The sequence below is a fragment of the Fibrobacter sp. genome (assembly GCF_045601785.1).
In the GTDB taxonomy this organism is placed as follows: domain Bacteria; phylum Fibrobacterota; class Fibrobacteria; order Fibrobacterales; family Fibrobacteraceae; genus Fibrobacter.
Genome location: NZ_JAZSAF010000026.1, coordinates 46,961 through 65,488 on the forward strand (window position 1 = coordinate 46,961; position 18,528 = coordinate 65,488).

Annotated in this window: 12 protein-coding genes; 10 read left to right on the plus strand and 2 right to left on the minus strand. The window is 50.6% G+C overall.

Annotated elements, in window-relative coordinates; genetic code table 11:
* Positions 1 to 80: 80 nt before the first annotated feature.
* From ACKI61_RS04400 to ACKI61_RS04430, 7 genes are all read left to right on the plus strand, one after another.
* Complete coding sequence (locus tag ACKI61_RS04400; RefSeq protein ID WP_407456566.1) at positions 81 to 2,414, plus strand: AAA family ATPase; 2,334 nt, start codon at positions 81 to 83, stop codon at positions 2,412 to 2,414.
* 26 nt (positions 2,415 to 2,440) lie between these two features.
* The gene (locus tag ACKI61_RS04405) at positions 2,441 to 6,022 is read left to right on the plus strand and encodes an exodeoxyribonuclease V subunit gamma (protein WP_407456567.1); all 3,582 of its coding nucleotides are present in this window, start codon (positions 2,441 to 2,443) and stop codon (positions 6,020 to 6,022) included.
* Positions 6,023 to 6,026: 4 nt separating this feature from the next.
* Complete coding sequence (locus ACKI61_RS04410) at positions 6,027 to 9,638, plus strand: UvrD-helicase domain-containing protein (protein WP_407456568.1); 3,612 nt, start codon at positions 6,027 to 6,029, stop codon at positions 9,636 to 9,638.
* A gap of 21 nt (positions 9,639 to 9,659) precedes the next feature.
* Positions 9,660 to 11,687: an ATP-dependent RecD-like DNA helicase gene (locus ACKI61_RS04415; RefSeq protein WP_407456569.1), complete on the plus strand. Its 2,028-nt coding sequence runs from the start codon at positions 9,660 to 9,662 to the stop codon at positions 11,685 to 11,687.
* Positions 11,688 to 11,855: 168 nt separating this feature from the next.
* A complete protein-coding gene (locus ACKI61_RS04420; RefSeq protein ID WP_407456570.1) occupies positions 11,856 to 12,713 on the plus strand; it encodes a TIGR02147 family protein in 858 nt (285 codons plus the stop codon).
* Between the two features lie 35 nt (positions 12,714 to 12,748).
* Positions 12,749 to 13,975 carry a hypothetical protein gene (locus ACKI61_RS04425; RefSeq protein WP_407456571.1) on the plus strand — a complete coding sequence of 409 codons (1,227 nt, stop codon included), beginning with the start codon at positions 12,749 to 12,751 and terminating at the stop codon, positions 13,973 to 13,975.
* A 24-nt stretch (positions 13,976 to 13,999) separates the two neighbouring features.
* Positions 14,000 to 14,782 carry a tRNA (guanine(46)-N(7))-methyltransferase TrmB gene (locus tag ACKI61_RS04430; protein ID WP_407456572.1) on the plus strand — a complete coding sequence of 261 codons (783 nt, stop codon included), beginning with the start codon at positions 14,000 to 14,002 and terminating at the stop codon, positions 14,780 to 14,782.
* On the opposite strand, the gene ACKI61_RS04435 is transcribed toward ACKI61_RS04430, so the two are convergent.
* On the minus strand, positions 14,763 to 15,974 hold the full coding sequence (locus ACKI61_RS04435; RefSeq protein ID WP_407456573.1) for a hypothetical protein: 1,212 nt from the start codon (positions 15,972 to 15,974) through the stop codon (positions 14,763 to 14,765). The genes ACKI61_RS04430 and ACKI61_RS04435 overlap by 20 nt on opposite strands.
* Before the next feature lie 195 nt (positions 15,975 to 16,169).
* Between ACKI61_RS04435 and ACKI61_RS04440 the strand changes: the two genes are divergently transcribed.
* The gene (locus ACKI61_RS04440; protein WP_407456574.1) at positions 16,170 to 16,715 is read left to right on the plus strand and encodes a glutathione peroxidase; all 546 of its coding nucleotides are present in this window, start codon (positions 16,170 to 16,172) and stop codon (positions 16,713 to 16,715) included.
* A gap of 8 nt (positions 16,716 to 16,723) precedes the next feature.
* Positions 16,724 to 17,155 carry a MarR family winged helix-turn-helix transcriptional regulator gene (locus ACKI61_RS04445; RefSeq protein ID WP_407456575.1) on the plus strand — a complete coding sequence of 144 codons (432 nt, stop codon included), beginning with the start codon at positions 16,724 to 16,726 and terminating at the stop codon, positions 17,153 to 17,155.
* A gap of 53 nt (positions 17,156 to 17,208) precedes the next feature.
* On the opposite strand, the gene ACKI61_RS04450 is transcribed toward ACKI61_RS04445, so the two are convergent.
* Complete coding sequence (locus ACKI61_RS04450; protein WP_407456576.1) at positions 17,209 to 18,033, minus strand: KilA-N domain-containing protein; 825 nt, start codon at positions 18,031 to 18,033, stop codon at positions 17,209 to 17,211.
* Positions 18,034 to 18,180: 147 nt separating this feature from the next.
* Here ACKI61_RS04450 and ACKI61_RS04455 point away from each other — a divergent pair.
* On the plus strand, positions 18,181 to 18,528 hold a 348-nt coding region (locus ACKI61_RS04455; protein WP_407456577.1), incomplete at its 3' end, for a hypothetical protein.

The window sequence follows — 18,528 nt, forward strand, 5'->3', positions numbered from 1 at the left end:
ATATTTAAAATATCATCTTTACGATTTTAATTTAAATAGCGATATATAGATGTATTATGCGTCGCTAATAAGGAGGTGTTGTGAAAAAGGGATATTTTAAAGGTGTTTTGCGCTCGTTGCATGCAGAACAATCCAATAAGAAAATTTCTTTAGACTTCATAACGCTTAAAAGTTATGAGTATTGGATTCGCATGATGCGCGCCTCCAAGAGCATGCCGGATGCGGATGACTGCATCGCGATTTTCACGAAGGAGGCCGCTTCGCGCGTGCTGAAGGACCTTTCGGAGCATTTTGAGAGGCTCAACGCCGAAGAGGACTGCATCACCGGCGCCGCCAGGAAGCGGTTCGTGAAGGAGGTGAACGGGAGTTACGCCGGAAAGAGGCTCCGCTGCGACGAAAGCAGCGAGGAGACGAGCGTTGCTTACCAGAGGCGTCAAATGGCGGTGGTGCGCTTTAACGATGTAATCGACAGGTCGTGTTCCGTCAAGGAGATTGCCGATTTCGTGCGCAACTACCTGTGCGGCGAGGGCATTTTCGACACCTCCTCGCAGAAGGTGTTTTACGAGAGCGTTGCCCGCGAGCTCGAGAAGGTTCTCGAGGAAAATTGCGGCGTGGACGACGGGTATTTCCGGCGCCTGAACATTGTGCAGAATGCGTTCAACCTGAGCGATGCCGAGATGGAAATCGTGCTGTTCTCGTGGATTTTCTTCAACAAGGAACAGTGCAGTTCGCTCCTGGACATGATTGGTTCCCGCAGGTTCCGCGGGGCGGCGCTCCCGGATGTTTTCCCGCAGCTTTACCCAGATGTGGATTTCGAGAACCTGGTTTCGAACAAGGGCACCCTCAAGCAGATGGGTATCCTGGACGAGGACCTCGATATTTCCAAGCGGATCGGGATGTTCCTGGACGGGCATTCGGGCAATGACCTGGACAGCCTCTACTTCAGGGTTTACGAGGGCGGTTGCGTGCCGTACAAGAAACTCTGCCGCAAGAATCCGAAGGTGGAAATGGCTTTCGACATGATCAAGCACGCGAAGGTGGGCGAGGGTCTGAACATTTTCTTCTACGGGGTCGAGGGTACCGGCAAGACTGAACTCGCGAAGGCGATTGCGAAGGAACTCAAGCGCCCGCTGGTGCTCACCAACATCAGCACCGAGGGCGTGCATCGCGACAGCAAGGAAAACTCGGTGGTGCGTAGCCGCATGGGGAGTATCCTGTATGCCGCCACCAAGTACCAGAAGAAGAAGGCGATTCTCCTGGTGGATGAATCCGACATGATTCTCAACTGCTGCGAGAAGGGTGCGCTGAACTTCTTCCTGGAACAGATCAAGATTCCGGTCATCTGGATTTCGAACAACATTGGCTATATCGAGAACAGCACGCTGCGCAGGTTCGACTACTCCGTGCGTTTCGAACGCCCCGATGTCGAAAAGCGCGAACAGGTGTGGCAGTCCGTGGTGAGCGAACAGGGTGCAGGCGCGATTATCTCGGAAGAGGAACTGAAGCGCTTTGCTTCGGAGTTCCAGATTACGGCGGGCGGCATTACGCAGGCGATTGCCGGCACCAAGAAGTTGCTGGAGTCGGGCTGCAAGGTGGACCCGCTGGAGAGCATCCGCACCATCGCGGAGGCGCAGGCGAACCTGCTGAATCTGGATATGGAATACGCGAACCGCGACAAGGAAAGCCGAGCGCCGCGCTACCTGCTCGATGCCATCAACACCGACGCGGACATGCCGAAAATCCTAAAGGTGATGAGCGCGTTCGATGCGAAGTGGAAGAACATGCAGAAGGGCGACCGCGCCGATAGCCTGAACATGCTGCTTTACGGGGCGCCCGGTACCGGCAAGACGGAATTCGCGAAGCACATCGCCCGCACTCTTGACCGCAAGCTCATCATCAAGAAGGCGAGCGACCTGCTTGACTGCTATGTGGGCAATACCGAGAAGGCAATCCGCAAGATGTTCAAGGAAGCGGAAGAGAAGAAGGCGATTCTCTTCTTGGACGAGGCGGACAGCATGATTCGCGACCGCAGCGGTGCCGCCCGCAACTGGGAGGTGACGCAGGTGAACGAGATGCTCACCCAGATGGAGAACTTCAAGGGAATCTTCATTGCGGCGACGAACTTCGAGGGGGAACTCGATACGGCCTCCCGCAGGCGCTTTGCGCTGAAGGTGAAGTTCGGTTACCTGAAGCCCGAAGGCATCGAGGCTTTGTGGAAGGGATTCTTCCCGAAGGTCGAAATGCCCGAGGCGGCGCATAGCCTGCGCATGCTCACTCCGGGCGACTTCAACGCTGCATACGCCTCGCTCCGCTTCTACGACGAGAGCGAACTCACCGCGGACACCGTCCTCAATGCGCTCAAGTCGGAACTTGCCTATAAAGATGGTCGCGAGGGCCGCACCATGGGGCTATAAAAACTAAACATTTATATATTCACACTATGCTACACTTGAAATTTGCATTGAATCTGGAACATCTCGCCGACGAGATGATAGAAGCCATCTCAGAAGAATGGAAAGACCCGTTCAACGCCCCGGTCGTGATATTCCCGGACCCGAAACTTGAACAGTGGTTCCGCCTCCGCTGGATGAAGAAGAAGGGTGTGCTCGCCAACCTGAACAAGAGCACCATTGACAGGTTCTTGTTCGATATTCTGGTGGGAAAGGATAGTCGTCTGCAAAAACTCTCGTCGGAAATGCTTTCGAATGTCGTTATGGCGTATTTGTTGCATCGGGACGAAAACGGCAAATATAGCTATGAGTCGATTGACGAGAGTGGTCAGGTTGCCAAGTTCCTAACATCCGGCGGAAAACTCGATGCGGGAAGACTTTTCGACTTTGCTAGCCGATTGGCGGGCTTGTTTCTTGAATACGAGACGAGTCGTCCCAATCAGTATGTTCTAGGTGCCGATGGAAAAGTGGCCAAGGGAATTCTTGACTGCTGGTCCGAGGACTTGCTCAAGTCGGGAGGCTCGCTGAAGGATTTCTTTGTGAAGCGCACAAAGAACGAAAAGTTTGAACCGGTAGAAAACGAAGCGTGGGAGCGAACCCTCTACTCTAAGATATTCCACAATGTCGATGCAAAGTCCCTGTTGACGCAGGTGTTCGAAAATGCCGATAGCGAATCGGAGCCCGAAAAAAGGGTCAAGTACCTTACGCTTCCGTTTCTTTATAAGTCCTGCCTTGATTCTGCGGGAGTACCTCAGTTTAACTACAAATCGAATGCTCCGGTCTATATTTTGGGGCTGTCCGGCATGGGGCAGTTCTATCGCGTTGTGTTGCGCGAATTTGCGAAGCAGCATGAGGTCTACGCGTATGTCCAGAATCCCTGCATGGAGTTCTGGGAAGATTTGGATACTTCCGCCATCGTTCCGAGGGTTAAAATGACCGAAGATGGCGACGCTGTGACTGAAACGGAGGATACCGTTGCCGAAAATGAGAATGCACTTCTTCGTAATTGGGGAAAGGCTGGTCGCGATAACATCAAACTTTGGTGTCTTACGGATGACTATTCTTCATGTGATTTTGCAGAGAACGAGCACTTGCAACTGCTCGATAAGAAAATGGATTCGCCCGACAGTCTTTTGCATGCTGTCCAATATCTAGTTGCAAATCGCACGAATAAGTTCGATGAAGAGGAGCTTGAAGACGGCGTATTCCTAAAGGATGCAAAGGACGAGTCGATTTCGGTGACCGCCGCACCCAGCAAGCTTCGCGAAGTGGAAGCGTTGCATTCGTCTATTTGTAAGCTGCTTTTGCAGGGGGTGGATGCGAAGGATATCTTAGTCGTGTCGCCAAATTTGCAGGAATACAGTCCTTACATTTATCAGATTTTTGATCAGGCGAAGACTGCTGCCGAGAATGGTGACAAGACGATTGTCCATATTCCGTATACGATTGTGGATTCCATTTCTAAGGATTCCCTGGTGGGGGCATTGCTAGAGACGCTTTTCCGTGTGAGAAGAAATGGTTCTGTTTCTCGCCCCGACTTTTTCGGCCTAGTTTCAAATCCGGTTGTTCAGGAAACCCGAGGCATTACTCCGGATATGGTTGCCGTATGGGAAAAGTGGATTGTCGAAATGAATGTCTATCGTGATAGGCCTGAGCAGGAGTTCGGTAAGGCTCCTTGGCTTATGGCGACAAAGCGTATGCTGCTGGCACGATTGACATCGAAGCCGCTTGAACTTCCGGAAGGTGTATGCACTCCATACGCGGATATGGATAGTTCCAACGATTCGATTTTGCTGAAGTTCGTGCAGGTCGTCGACGACCTTGAAAAATGGACATGCGCCTTTGGCGAGAATCTTTCTCAGGAAGATGTTTCCGCATTGTTCGAAATGATCAGTGTGTGGGCTAGGATGAAAAATCCGTCTGGCGAATTGGTCGGTGAGAGTGCCGCTTATAAGGAAGTCTGCAAAACTCTAAATCGTCTGAAGTATTTCTTCTATGCTGGCGAAAAGGAAATTCCCCTAGAGGTTGTGAAGGCAAGCATTCTCAAGGTGGCAACTGTTTCGGAATTTAGCTTTGGAAACCTTTTTGTGAACGGAATTTCGTTCATGAAATTTGCGCCCAATAGAGTTATTCCAGTAAAGCATTTGTTCTTCCTGGGTGCAGATGCGGATCATTTCCCAACGGTTGATTCCTACAACACTCTTGACTTGCGTAAATTGGTTCGCCCATGGCCCGGAGACGATTCGAGTATTAGTCGAAACCGTTATGCATTCCTGTGCCAGCTGATGTGCACCTCGGATGGATTCCATATCAGTTACCAGAATGTGAATCTAGCCAAGGACAGCGAAATCTATCCGTCGCCGGTTATTAGCGACCTCAAGAATTTTGTGTCGGGTTTTGCAAAGGCGTATGATTCCGAAGGAAAAGCGGTGGAACCCTTGAAGACGGAATCAATTCCGCTTGATGAGACCCGTAGCAAGGAACAGATTTTCACGAGGCGAGGACGCAGGTATCTCGAGTCGATCAACTGTTTGCGTAAGATAGAGGAATCGGGGGAGAACACAGATCGTTCTGAATCTCAGGTTTCAGGGAATGTCTCCGCGAAGCCGGCAGACGATTCGTCTAGCTATCCAGATAAGGTTTCCATGTCGCAGTTGAAGAACTATCTGAACGATCCGTTCCAGTTCTATGTTGGTCGCATGTTGCGTCTCGACAAGAACGGCGATGATCCGACTGAACAGTATGTGGAACCTGTTAGCCTGAATAATTTGGACCGAAGCGAATTTGTGAAGACCTCGGTATTTATCCAGAGGGGAATGGATATGGACTATTCCTCGACTGATATGTATTTCAGTAGCCTCAAAGACCAGGGACGGATCCCCGCCGGTGAATTTGGCTTGGGAGTCGTCGAAGAAATCTGTATGAAGGCGACTGCGATAAACGGGCAGCTGGAAAAATTCTTCCCGAAGGACAAGATGAAATGCCTCTCGGTGGAATTGAACGAAAGTATCCATGTCGATTCTAATAGAGAGTTTATCTTGCAGGGAAATCTTCCGCTGCTATTCGTTTCGAAAGCCGATGAAACCGAATGCGTAATCGTTGAACTTGGTAATTCCGTATCTATAGGAAAATACTTGAAACCCTATATTGCGGCATTGGGTTTGCTTGCATCTGGAAAGATGAAGAAGGTGAGCCTTTTCGTGGCTGCAGGAAATGAAATGGATGAAGAAGATTTCGAGTCGAAACTTGTTCAAATGAAACTTGATGCGAATGCCGCGACTGAACTTCTGGGCAAAATTTACAGAAAGGCGTTTGTCGAATGCTGGAAGAAAGTTTTGCCTATTGAACTGATTTCTAAGAAATTTGAAAGTTTAGCGGACCTTAAGTTCGCTCTTGATGATGGCAATGATCATGGTTCCTGGTGTAATTTTGCCGGTAAGGATCTCTTTATTGACGACCTTGAAAAATGTTCCGGATATTTGCCGGGCGATGAATTCGCTGACGGGTGGAACAAAGCCTGCGATTCGCAGAAAAAACTTCTTGCTAGCTTAGAAAAAATACTGGAGGGCTGAAAAAATGAATAACTTGAATCCTTTTGACATTTCCTCCATTGCGCCGGATAAACCTTTGAAGGATCAGTTTATTGAAGCCTCGGCGGGTACCGGTAAGACATTTACGATACGAAAAATTTCCGCTGAACTGGTCAAGAGGGGTATCCCCCTTTCCGAGGTCCTGTTTGTTACTTATACAGAAAAAGCGGCTGGCGAAATGCGCGACCGAATCCGCGAAGAAATGAGTGAATGTCTGGCTGATGCGAAAAATCCTAGAGACAAGGCTCTTTTTGAACGCGCCTGCCAGGATGTCGATAAGGCTGTCATTGGGACTATCCATTCGTTCTGTAGAAAAACACTCCATGACTTCGCTTACGAGGCGGACGTCCCCTTCGATATGGACAACGCCGATGACCAAGCGGCAAAGGTCATTATTGACCGATTCATTCGCGATAAATGGGCGGGTGAAATAGTAAAACTGTGTGCAATGCAGGAGGACCCTGAAAAAGCGAAACCGCTTCCGAAGTATATCGACCATGTCAGGGACTTGTTTATTAGCGCATTAAAGGAATATTCGCCAGAGAAAAAGTCGAATGTTCTGTGTTCGTCTGTGGAAGAATGGATTGCGATACATCCCGAGGCTAATGCACATTGGAATGCCCTGAATCGACATAAAACTGAAACCTATACGGCGATTTCTAATCGACGTGAAAACGAATATCAGGTGGCAGACCTTGTCAATAAAATCAAGGCGTGGCCGGGCGGCAGTGGCAAATTGTTTACAGGTCAAGGAACCCAGCTTACGGGTAACCTGAATTCGGAATTAGGAAAATCGCTGGCTTACTTTTTTGCGCTGTGCCAAAGCAATCCGATAAAGCTGTCGTCGAAATCGAATGTCGAAAAGTATTCCTTCTTGAATGAAAAGACCAGGGAACTTTATGATTTGTGGCAAAAGGAAAAGGAAAGCCTTAAGAAGCAGTCCTTTAACGACATGATTTCGGCGGTTCGCGAGGCGGTATGCCCTAACGGACAGATTCCTGCTGAACCGACCATTCTCTGCAAGAAGCTGCGTGCGACTTACAAGATTGCCATCATTGACGAATTCCAAGATACCAACGAATACCAGTGGAAAATTTTTGAACCGGTATTCTTGAGAAGCGCAGAAAATTACCTCATTGTCGTAGGCGACCCGAAACAGTCTATCTACAGTTTCCAGGGTGCCGACCTCCAGGTTTACCGCCTCGCAACGGAATACATCAAAAACGGCAGCGCGTTAGATACTAATTACCGTTCTTCCATTTCGATGATCGAGGCGTGCAATCTGATCTTCCAAAAAGGCGACGATACGAAGTATGCCTTCTTGCCGAAGGGCGATTTTAAACGTTCGCTTGTCCCGGACAAACCGAAATTCCAGCATCAGAACGCCCTGTTTAAAGGAAATCCCGAGACGGCGCCAATTTGGGTTTCGCCCATTGTTCCCGAAAAGGGATTCGCGCGTTTTGCAGTGCAGCAAATTATCGATTGCTGTAGGGTTCAAGACGGCAAGACTGCTTTGCAGGTCTTTGACAGGGGCTCTGATACACCGAAAAATGTGAACTTTTCCGATTTCGCTATCTTGGGCCGCACGAGACCTGAAATGGATGAAATCAAGAAGTGCCTTGCTGCTGTGGGCGTACCGTTTGTGCAGTACAAGGATACATCCCTTTTTGACTCTAGGGAGTGTACGGAGTGGATTTCTGTATTGAAAATGCTTGCGGCACCGAACCTGACCGGTTTCAACACGAAGTTGCTGAATAGTGTCTTTGTCACGGACTTCTTTGGAATAGATCTTGCGGCGTTGACCGATGACCCGCAGAAGAATGCCGACAAGGAGACTCTCCTGAAAATCGCCCATTGGAGACAGCTTGCAGCCAAGAAACTGTGGACGGAACTTCAGGAACAGATTTACGAGGATACCCAGGTCGAAAAGAGACTTAGCACTCCTTCGACATTGCAGGAACTGATGAAGTTGCGCCAAATCGGCAACTATATCTTCGGTTACCTTTACGAGAAAAAGGCGTCGCTTCAGCAGGCTGTCAAGCATCTAGAAACTCTGGCGAGCGACAGCAAGAAGGCGGGTGATGAAGATGGGAATATCGTCGCGAAGGGAACCGACTTCAAGGCTGTCAAGTTGATGACAATTCATGCCTCGAAGGGACTTGAATTCCCCGTGGTCATATCCTGTGCTGGGTTCAAGGGCGTGAATTTCAATGCGAAAGGTCCTTTTGTGTATGGTGTGGATGAAACCGAAAATGCTGATGGACCCGTACTGCAGACCAAATACTTCGGCTTTGATGATGAGTCCAAGAGAAATCGTCAGAAAGAAGAAACTGCGGAATGGCACCGTCTGCTCTATGTCGATTATACGCGTGCATCGTCGCTTCTGATTTTGCCCCAGTATGATCGATGGTATAAGTGCGAAAAGATCGGTAATAGCCCCCAAAAGATGACGCGCTACCATTTGAAAATGAATAAGCTTATTCTTGAAAATGGCAAGGAAGTTATCGACGATAGAGGAGCGTGGTCCTATTTGGCCTATGCCCATCGCGAAATCTGCAACGACAAGCAGTATGCGGAACTACGCGAATGGAAGGGTGACTGGGATGTTGAAAAGCTCAAGAAGATAGTTGAAGAGGAACTGAAATGCCTCAATGAGAATGAGAGTCCGGATAAGTCGGAACTTCCGAATGATGAAGTTCTCGGAAAGCTCCACAAGGCGATCAAGGATTCCTCGCTCTACCAGCATTCCTATTCTTCTATCGATAAGAAATCTTCTGGAATCGAGATTGAGTCCATTGATGGGATCCCGCAGAACGTGTCAGATGAACCTGTTGAAACGGAAGAGTCGGAAACGGTGAATGAGGTCTCCGATTATCCGCGCGGAAATCTTTATGGTGATGCCCTTCACCATATTTTCGAAGAGCTTGATTTTGTTGAAATCGGAAATATGACCTTGGACAAGGCGCAATCGGATTCGGAGTTGAAAAAACTGGTCGAAGATTCCTTCCTGTCGCAGGGCTTGGCGATAGGCAGACATCCTGACTGGATGACCAAGACAATCGATATCGTCTGGAATACCATGAATGCGGTGTTTCCCGAAATTCATGGCTCCCAAAAAACGGGCAAGCCGTTTAAGTTGAATGAGCTTGCTTCCGACAAGCGTCGTGCCGAAATGGAATTCCGACTGAAAGCGAACGAAAAAGGCGGCGTGGTCGCCGATAGGCTCAAGACCTTCTGCAAGGGCTTTATGGACTTGGTCTTTGTTCGTGAAAATGAGCCTGGGCATCCCTATTATTCCGTTCTGGACTGGAAATCGAACTTGCTTGCAAAGTACGATAGCACAGCTTCGTTCGAGGCGGTGCGAGACCACTATTCCATCCAAATGGTCCTGTATTCCTATTGCCTTATCCAGTGGCTAAGCTGCATTATGCATAAGGAACCGAAAGATGTGTTCAACGAAAATTTCGGCGGCATTTATTATGTGTTTGCCCGTGGCTGCAAGGATGGTGAAGGTGATGGAATCTATGCTCATACATGGGAATCGTTTGACAAACTAAAGTCGGCTTACGAAGAACTCGAAGGAAAAATGTACGAGTAGAGTTAACGGAGAAAGTATACAATGAAAGAAGAAATGGTGAAACAGTTGAATGGCTCGGCAGGGGACTTTTTCAGTCTTTTGCTGAACATGCGTGGTACGTCTCCGCTGAATGAAAGGCTTGTCCAGTTCCTGACGGATGTTCATCAGGGGAAAACGTATTCGCTCGCTGCGCAAAAAGTATTGCATCTGTTCTTTTCGCTGTCAGATGACGGCAATACGCGAATGTCGCTGAATCCCGAAAAGCTGCTGGCAAAGTGGCAGGAAAAATGGGATGGTCTTGTGGTGCTCGCCTCGAATGGCAAGAATCCGTCCGAGATTGAGAACGTGTATCCCGGTGTCGAGGATTTTCGTAAAATTGTCGAAGCGGGCTGTAAGGATTTGGTGGACAACGTCGAGCCGCCACTGATTATTGAATTCCAGAAGGATGAAAATCAGGTGGATATTCCGTACCTGTATACGGAAAAGTACCTGTTTGCAAAGACCATTATTGAAAAATGTTTCAGGAAAGGGACTCCGGAATGCGTGTTTGACGGAAATTCCTCCAATTCGAGTCGCAAGAATTCCTATAAGGAGGATATCGAGGCGGTAATCGAAAATACATCGTTTGACTTGAAGGCGGCTCAGGACGAGGCGATTGTCAAGGGAGAAACGAGGAACCTGATTATTACAGGTGGACCGGGGACCGGCAAGACGACCGTCGTTTTTTTCTTGCTTTGGAACCTGCTGAAAAGTAATCCGGAGATGATGTCCTGGAATATCCACTTTGCGGCTCCCAGTGGCAAGGCGGCAAACCGGCTGCGCGAAAGTATTGACGAAAGCATCGCCATGCTCAAGCTTGAAGAAAAGGAAGACCCCGTCGTCAAGCATTTAAAGAATATTGACAGCTATACGACCTTGCACCGTCTTCTGAGTTACAATCCGCAGACCAACGGTTTCCGTTATTGCGAAAAGACGCGTTTCCCTGATAAGTCGATTTTTGTTATTGACGAAGCGAGCATGATTGATTTGTCGCTGTTTGCGTCGTTCATGCAGGCGCTCCCGGAAAACAAGGACGGCTACAGACTGTTTATCCTTGGTGACAGGGATCAGCTGCCCTCGGTGGAGGCGGGAGCCGTACTTGGTGAAATTCTTGGTTTAGACAAGAGCAGTGTCGTTGAACTCACTGAATCCAACCGCTTCGATAACAAATCCAAGGTGGGTCGTCTCTCAAGATTCATTCAAAAGAAGTTGGAGGTGAAAGACCTTGAATTTGATTTGAAATGGATTCCCTGGCAAAAAGATATGCCTCTTTGGGATGCGGATAAGTTGGATGAAGTCAACCTGCTTCAATTAGGTGACGATCCGAAATCTTTGCGCAAGTCCGACGAAGAGGAATTGTTGCAGTCCCTTCTTAAATCTTGGACCAATAGATTCTACTGTCAAAAGCAAAACGGTTTGCTTGCGCTTGCCCAAAAGGTTCGTCCGGAATTGACGGAAAAAAATTACGCTGAACAGGGGCTTACCCGTGCTGATTGGAAAGCTGAATGCGATGCCCGTGAAGACTTGTGGGAACTTTCCGATGCGGCTCGCATTTTGTCGGCGGAACGTCGCGGGCTGCGCGGTGTTGAAAACATCAACATTGCAGTTGCTAAGGCTCTCGGATACAAGGATGGTGTTGCTTTCGACGGCAAGCTGATGATATTGACGAAGAACCAGTCCTATTTCGACCTGTATAATGGCGATTCGGGGATTGTGGTCAATTGTAGGAACAATCCGATGCTGATGCTGAAGCGGAAGGGGGACTTTGTGTTCTACCCGTTGTCAATGTTGCCGAGCGACGCCATTGAGACTGCTTTTGCGATAACCATTCACAAGTCGCAGGGCTCGGGTTACCCGAATATCATGATGTTCCTGCCGACGCGCAAGGGGCATCCGCTGTTGAACAGGCAGATCCTCTATACGGGGATTACCCGCACCAAGAAGCAGTCCCTGACCATCGTTGCGACCGAGGAAACCTTCAAGGCGGCTTGCGAGACGGTGATTAGGCGCGACACGGGCATTGAGTTGTAAGTATCCCCAAAAACGCGAAATTTGACGAAATTCGTCGAAAAATCCGTTTTTCGGTGAATTTTCGACTTATGGGGTGTTGAGAATTGCTGTTGTAAAAAATGCAACGGAAATCGTCAGCATTTTGTAATATGTAAACATTTTCTATCTTAATTTGGGTAAATTATAGACATGCCCGAAGTATTAGACTATTTGGAATATCGTGAGTTCTTGAAGGATTGGTTTGTCGAAACTAAGAAAGACAACCCCTTCACCTCGTACCGCTACCTTGGCCAGAAAACCGGCGTGGACCCGGCCTGGCTTGTCCGCGTATTCCAGAAAGAGGGCCACCTGAACGAGGGAACGCTCCCTGCGTTCATTCGCCTTTGCGGCCTGGACGACCGCCGCGCCGAATACTTCAAGACTTTGTACCGCTTCAACAAGACCAAGGCGAAGCAGGCCCTTTCGGAACTTTACTACCGCCTCATGGAGCTGCGCTCCATGGAAACTCGTGTGCTTTCTGCACCGGAGCTTTCGTACTTTGGCAGCTGGGCCTGTGCCGCCCTCCGCGCCCTCATCGGCATCACCAAGGACACGAGCGACATCGGCAAGCTCGGCAAGAGCCTGAGCCCCGCCATTTCGCAGGACGAGGCCCGCTCGGCGCTTGGCATTTTGAAGCAGCTGGGGCTTGTCGTTCCCGACGGTAATGGCGGCTGGAACATTACCGACCAGATTATCAGTACCGGCGGCGAGGTCAAGAGTCAGGCGGTTCGCGACTTCCACAGGCATACGCTTGAACTTGCGCAGGAGTCGATCGACCGCCATAAACCCGAAGAGCGCGACATCTCGTCGGTCGTGTTTACCGCCGACGAAGACGACTTGCCCGAAATCCGCCACCGCATCGAAGAATTCCGCCGTGGCCTTCTGCAGTTTGCACGCAAGAGCGAACGCGCCGACCGCGTGTACGCCTTGAATATTGCCATGTTCCCCTTGTCCGACAAGGTGGACGATCCCGATACCGGAGCCGGTCCGCAAAATAGGGGGGCGTGATGCACAAGGCTTTTGATTTTTTGTATTTTTGGGGTGTGCTACGCGAACCTTTTGATATTGCCCGCGCGGCAAAGACTGTCTCTGTCGCAGCCCTGTCTCTTTCTTTGGAACTGGGCCTTTCGGCATGTGGTGAAACAAAGACGGCTGGCGGCGGCCCTAGCGGCACCGAAGCTGGCAACGCCATTACGGCGCAGATTTTGACGGCAGACGCTTCCCCTGCGGCCCTTGCGAGGGTGCGTCTGATGGATAGCGAGAGCCTGGACGGTTCCGGCGCCTTTGAAGCCGAGGCCGACAAGGAAGGCAACGTGGTAATCGAGGGTGTTGCCGATGGCGACTACACGCTCGAAGCAAGGCTCGAAGGCGAGGCCCTGCAGATGCAGGTGAAGGTCGAAGGCGCAGGCGTCGACTTGGGCAAGGACAAACTCAAGAAAATGGCTGCGGTTTCTGGCAGCGTGGGCGACAAGTCGCTCAACGGAACGGTCAAGGTCCGCGGCATGGAACATTCCGCCAAGGTCGAGAAGGGAGACTTCTCGCTGGATTCGCTCCCCGAAGGCGCCCTGAGCTTGGTGTTTATTCCCGACGCAAAGGATGTCGATACCAGCAGCACCTACCTGAAGGTGGTCGCGGGTGAAAAGTCCACGTCCAGCACGTTTGCCGAAGAAAGCCGCGCGCTCCTGCTTGACGACTTCCAGGATTCTAACTACCAGAACCGTTTTATGCCCGCCCGCACCTACGATGGCGGCTGGTGGTTCTTCAGTTTTTCCGAAGAAAATGTGGATCCGAAATATGTTGTCGAAAAGAACCACCTGTTTACGCTCGAAAATATCGACGGAAACATTGTGGCCCACGTGGCGGCAGAAATAGGGGGCGTCTACAAGGATTCTCTTGGGGTGGCTTATTGGCCGTGGGCGACCATTGGCGTTGAACTCGGCAAGAGCGACAAGTCGCTTTGCAACGACATCTCCTCTGTGGATTCCGTGGCGTTCCGCATTAAGGGGGTTGGCTCGGTGGTCTTTGCGGCTGTCGATGCGAACCAGCCTCTGGAAAAACAGAAGATCGCGAAGTATGAACACGGAATGTCCGAAGATTGGGAACGCGTAAGCATTCCGCTTGCAGATATTTTGGATGAGCAGTATTCTTACACCTGCGTGAACCAGCTCAACTGGGACTTCAAGCAGTCTGCTCAAGACAGCGTAGTCGAAATCTGGCTCGACGACATCGAACTCATCGGTGGCGACCGCCTCTCCATTTGGGAGAAATAGTTATACGTCATTGCGAGGAACGGAGTGACGAAGCAATCCAATGGTAACGTAGTTCATTCGGTAAAATCAAACCAAGAAGACATCTACAAGAATTTGGAAGAGGTGGTTCGCAAGTATGCGACGACCTCTTTTTTGCGACCGGTCGCAGATCACACGCGCGAAGCTTTTGAGAAAACCTGCGGGTTCGTGCGCGACTTCTACGCTGCGCGAGGCGTAGGCGACTTTGCTGCAAACTGCGCCGAACTCGTTCTCGATTCGGGCTGCGGTACCGGCGAAAGTACCATCCACCTCGCGCGAAAGTTCCCGGATGTTCCGGTGATCGGCATCGACAAGTCGGTGGTGCGGCTCTCGAAGGCCGGCAACGAGCGACAGCTCGAAGTTTCGGCGGACGGTTGCGCTACTTCGAGCGATATTCCTACGAACGCCTTCTGGGTCCGCGCAGAACTTCTCGATTTCTGGAAGCTTGCGCTAGAAAAGGTGACTGCGGGGGAGTGGCATGTGCTGCACCATGCGCTCTACTATCCGAACCCTTGGCCCAAGGAAAGCGAGGCGACCAGGCGATTCCACCTGCATCCGATTTTTCCGACGCTGCTTCGCCTGAGCGGATCCACGGAACTTCGCACCAACTGGGAAATCTATGCCCGCGAATTTAAAGAAGCCGCCTGCATCGCGGGCGACTCCCTTTCGCTAAAGTTATCTGCGGACTGCAGCGAATTCATTCCCGAAAATCCGGAGACCGCCTTCGAACGCAAATACAAGGCCGCCGGTCAGCGGCTCTGGAAGGTGGTTACTGCGCCCTGTCCTTGATCCAGGTCAGGAACGCCTTGGTCTTGCGGGTGAACTTGACTTCGATCGGGGCGCCTTCCTTCACGATGAATTCCGACAGGCCGTACTTGCTGCTCGGATTGCCCCAGTCGTAGGTGTAGCCGAGCCTGGTCCATGGGCGTCCGCCGTCCTTGGAGTAGGCCGTGGAGCTCGTCTTGTCAAACCAGTTCTTGAACCACATTGCGTTTTCGCTAGTGTCTTCCTCGAACGAGTTCGAGAATGTGGTGTTCATGAGGCCGCTGTTGATTTCGGGGTAGTAGGCGGGGCGGAACACGTCGGAGACGTTCGCCCAGAACACGGTGAAGTAGTTGTTGTTGGATTCCGGCGACATGCCGATGAGCTGCCTGAGTCGCATGTCCCAGTTGTCCACCTTCGTGTGGTTTTCGCGGAACCACTTGATGAATTCCTTGTCAGTGAAGGCCCAGATGACATTTTCGGTGTGCGAGATGGTCTCGCCGTCCTTGAATGCGTCGGGGTTGTTGTGCCACGTGACAAGCACCACCTGCGAGTTGTCGCCACTGAGCTGCGCCATGTCGGAGCTTCCGTCGATCGAGATTAGCGGGTAGATGTCGTCGGCTGTCAGGCTCTTCGCGCTCTTGACTGCCGCGGCGTACTGTTCGCGGTAAAGCGAGTCGCGGTCCATGAAGGTGACCGAGCTTCCCTTGGTGTCGATGATGTCGCAGTAGGGGATGTTGGGGTAGCCGGCGGCGACCGCGGTCTTGTCGAAATGCTCCTTGAGCAGCGGGTCGTTGTGCGAGAACAGGTTGTCGTTTTCGAGGAACGAGATGACCACCTTGCAGAATCCCTTGTCCGGAATCTTCACCGCGTAGGGGAAAGGCTTCTTGCCGTTGTCGGCGGTGTCGAGCTTGAGCTTGGTTTCTTCGTCGCCGCAGCTGTATTCGTAGCTGTAGAGCGGGGCGATGCCCGGCTGCATTTCGCTGATGAACAGGTTGTCCTGTTCGTTGCTCCAACCCGGCTTGACAATGATTTTCTGGGCGCCGAGCGTAATGTACTGCGGCATCACGTTTTCGCAGTAAAAAGCGGACTGGCGGAATACACCGATAATGCCCGTCTTGTTCTTGTAAACGTCGGGGTCGTTCGGCTGGAGCCCCTGGGCGCATCCGGCCAGCAGGGCCGCTGCCGAAAGAGAAATGGCAAGTGTTGTTTTCTTCATAACGCGGATAAATATATAAAGAAATGGAATGTCCTTGCCTAAATTTGCGTAAAAATGACCGACAAAGCATATTTTTTGCTTAACCCTATTGACTTTTGACATTAAATTTTATAAAATTGAATTGTATACAACTAAACACGGCGAAAATCAATAAACCAATAAAACGCCGACACTTGCAAAAAACGGAGGCTCATTATGGCAACCATCTACGATTTCACCCTCACCGACGGCAAGGGCAACCAGGTCCCGCTTGCAAACTTCAAGGGCAAGGTGATGCTCATCGTGAATACGGCGACAGGTTGCGGCTTCACCCCGCACTACAAGCCCATCGAACAGATGTATTCCGATTTCCACGACAAGGGCTTCGAAGTCATTGACATTCCCTGCAACCAGTTCAAGGGCCAGACTCCCGGCACCGACGACGAAATCCACGAATTCTGCACGCTCAACTACGGCACCGAATTCCCGCAGATGAAAAAGTCCGACGTGAATGGCCCCGGCGAGCTGCCGCTCTACACCTACCTGAAATCGCAGAAGGGTTTCGAAGGATTCGGCTTTGGCGTGAAAGCTGCCGCCATGGCCGTGCTCCTCAAGAGCATCGACAAGGACTACAAGAAAAATCCCGACATCAAGTGGAACTTCACCAAGTTCGTGGTGGACCGCGAAGGCAACGTGGTCGCGCGCTTCGAACCCACCGCCGACATGGACGATGTGCGCGCCTGCGTCGAGAAGCTGCTCTAGGAGCTACCGTGAACTGCCCCCAGCTAAAACTCGAAAACCAGCTGTGCTTCCCGCTGTATGCCGCGTCCAAGGAAATCACGCGTCGTTACGCCCCGTACCTGGAGCCGCTCGATCTCACGTACACGCAGTACATCGTGATGCTCGTGCTGTGGGAAGAAAAGAAGTGCAACGTCTCGGAACTCGGCAAAAAACTGTTCCTCGATTCCGGCACGCTCACCCCGCTCCTGAAAAAGCTCGAGGCAAAGGGCTACATCCAGCGCACCCGCGAACAAAGCGACGAGCGCTGCCTCTCGGTAAGCCTCACCGCCGAAGGCGAATCGCTCAAGCGCAAGGCCGCGAGCGTCCCCAAGTCCATGACCAGCTGCGTGAACCTCTCCGAGTCCGAAGCCAAGACGCTTTACACCCTGCTGTACAAGGTTTTGGACGGGTTTGGGGGGTGATCATTTTTTTCGGGCTGCTCTTGCCGCCTTTATTTCGGCCTCGCATAGCTTTTTTATTTTTTACTCTCAATCAACAGCTTCCGTCCGTCAACATTCTCAAGGACTGTCATTTGTTGAATAGCTATTTTGTTCAATTTTTCCAAGCGTTCAGATTGAGAGAGGTAGTCGTTTATAAAAACGGCATTCAGGTTTTCCATATTAGAAAGGCAAATTATCTGGTTAATTGAAGCGTAATCGCGAATATTACCTTTCAGCAAGGGGTTTTCATCACGCCATTCCTTGGCAGTCTTTCCGAACATTGCAACATTGAGCATATCTGCTTCATCAGCATACACGAAAGATTTCTGCAGTGCAGTGAGCTTTGGAGGAATTAGATTCTGCTTGATAGCGTCGGTATGTATGCGATAATTGATTTTCGCCAGTTCCCGTTTAGCGCTCCATCCAATTTGTTTTTGCTCTTCTTCTTTAAGCCGCTGGAATTCCTCAATAAGATACAACTTAAACGATACACTTATTGCCGAGCCAAATTCAAAAGCGATGTCCTTATGGGCGTAAGTGCCGCCATAACGCCCTTTCTTTACGACTATGCCAATGGCATTCGTTTTCTCAATCCATTCACTACAACTCAGCACGAATGAGGGCAATCCGGCCTCCTTCCTAAAGTGGTCAAATTCGACCACTTTAAAACCAGGATTGTGAATAGTTTCCCAAGTACCTAAAAATTCCAATGTATAACGATTGCGAAGCCAATTCTTTATAACATCGGCCGCGCGAACATCATTTTCCTTGGCACCAGCCATATCCGTAAGACAAATGTAATCCTTGTTGTCTATATCCAAAACAGTTATTTTGGTGTTTTGAACATTAATTTGTGCCATTCTATCCTCCTGATTATTCGTTAGCGCGAGTGAAACCGCCCTATTTGAATTTTTGAGCACTAGAACATTTGTTCACTAAATATACATCATCGCGCGGCCCCTGTCAAGAGATTTCCCGAAAATTAATTGTGGCCAAATTCGCCATAATTGCCATGTCATTTTCTGTCACTAGCATTATCTATCTTTCGGGGCGGAGGCTCTATGGAAAACGACACGTTCGGCGGCGCGATACTCGCATGGGTCAAGAGTGCGAAGGTGTTCCTGAAAGTCCAGGCGGGCACCGGCGACAACCTGCTCGAAGAAGACATCCGGGAAGGGTTCACCGACTATTGCCTATGGTCCACGTTCCGGCCCGAATGCATCGACACCGACGGCGAGCTTGACATGGAATGCCTGGACAGCGGCATGGTCCTGTTCAGGGAAAACTGCACCCCCGGAGAGGCGCTGGAATCGAGCTACCGGCAAGCCTTCGGCACCGACTTCGACAAGGACGAC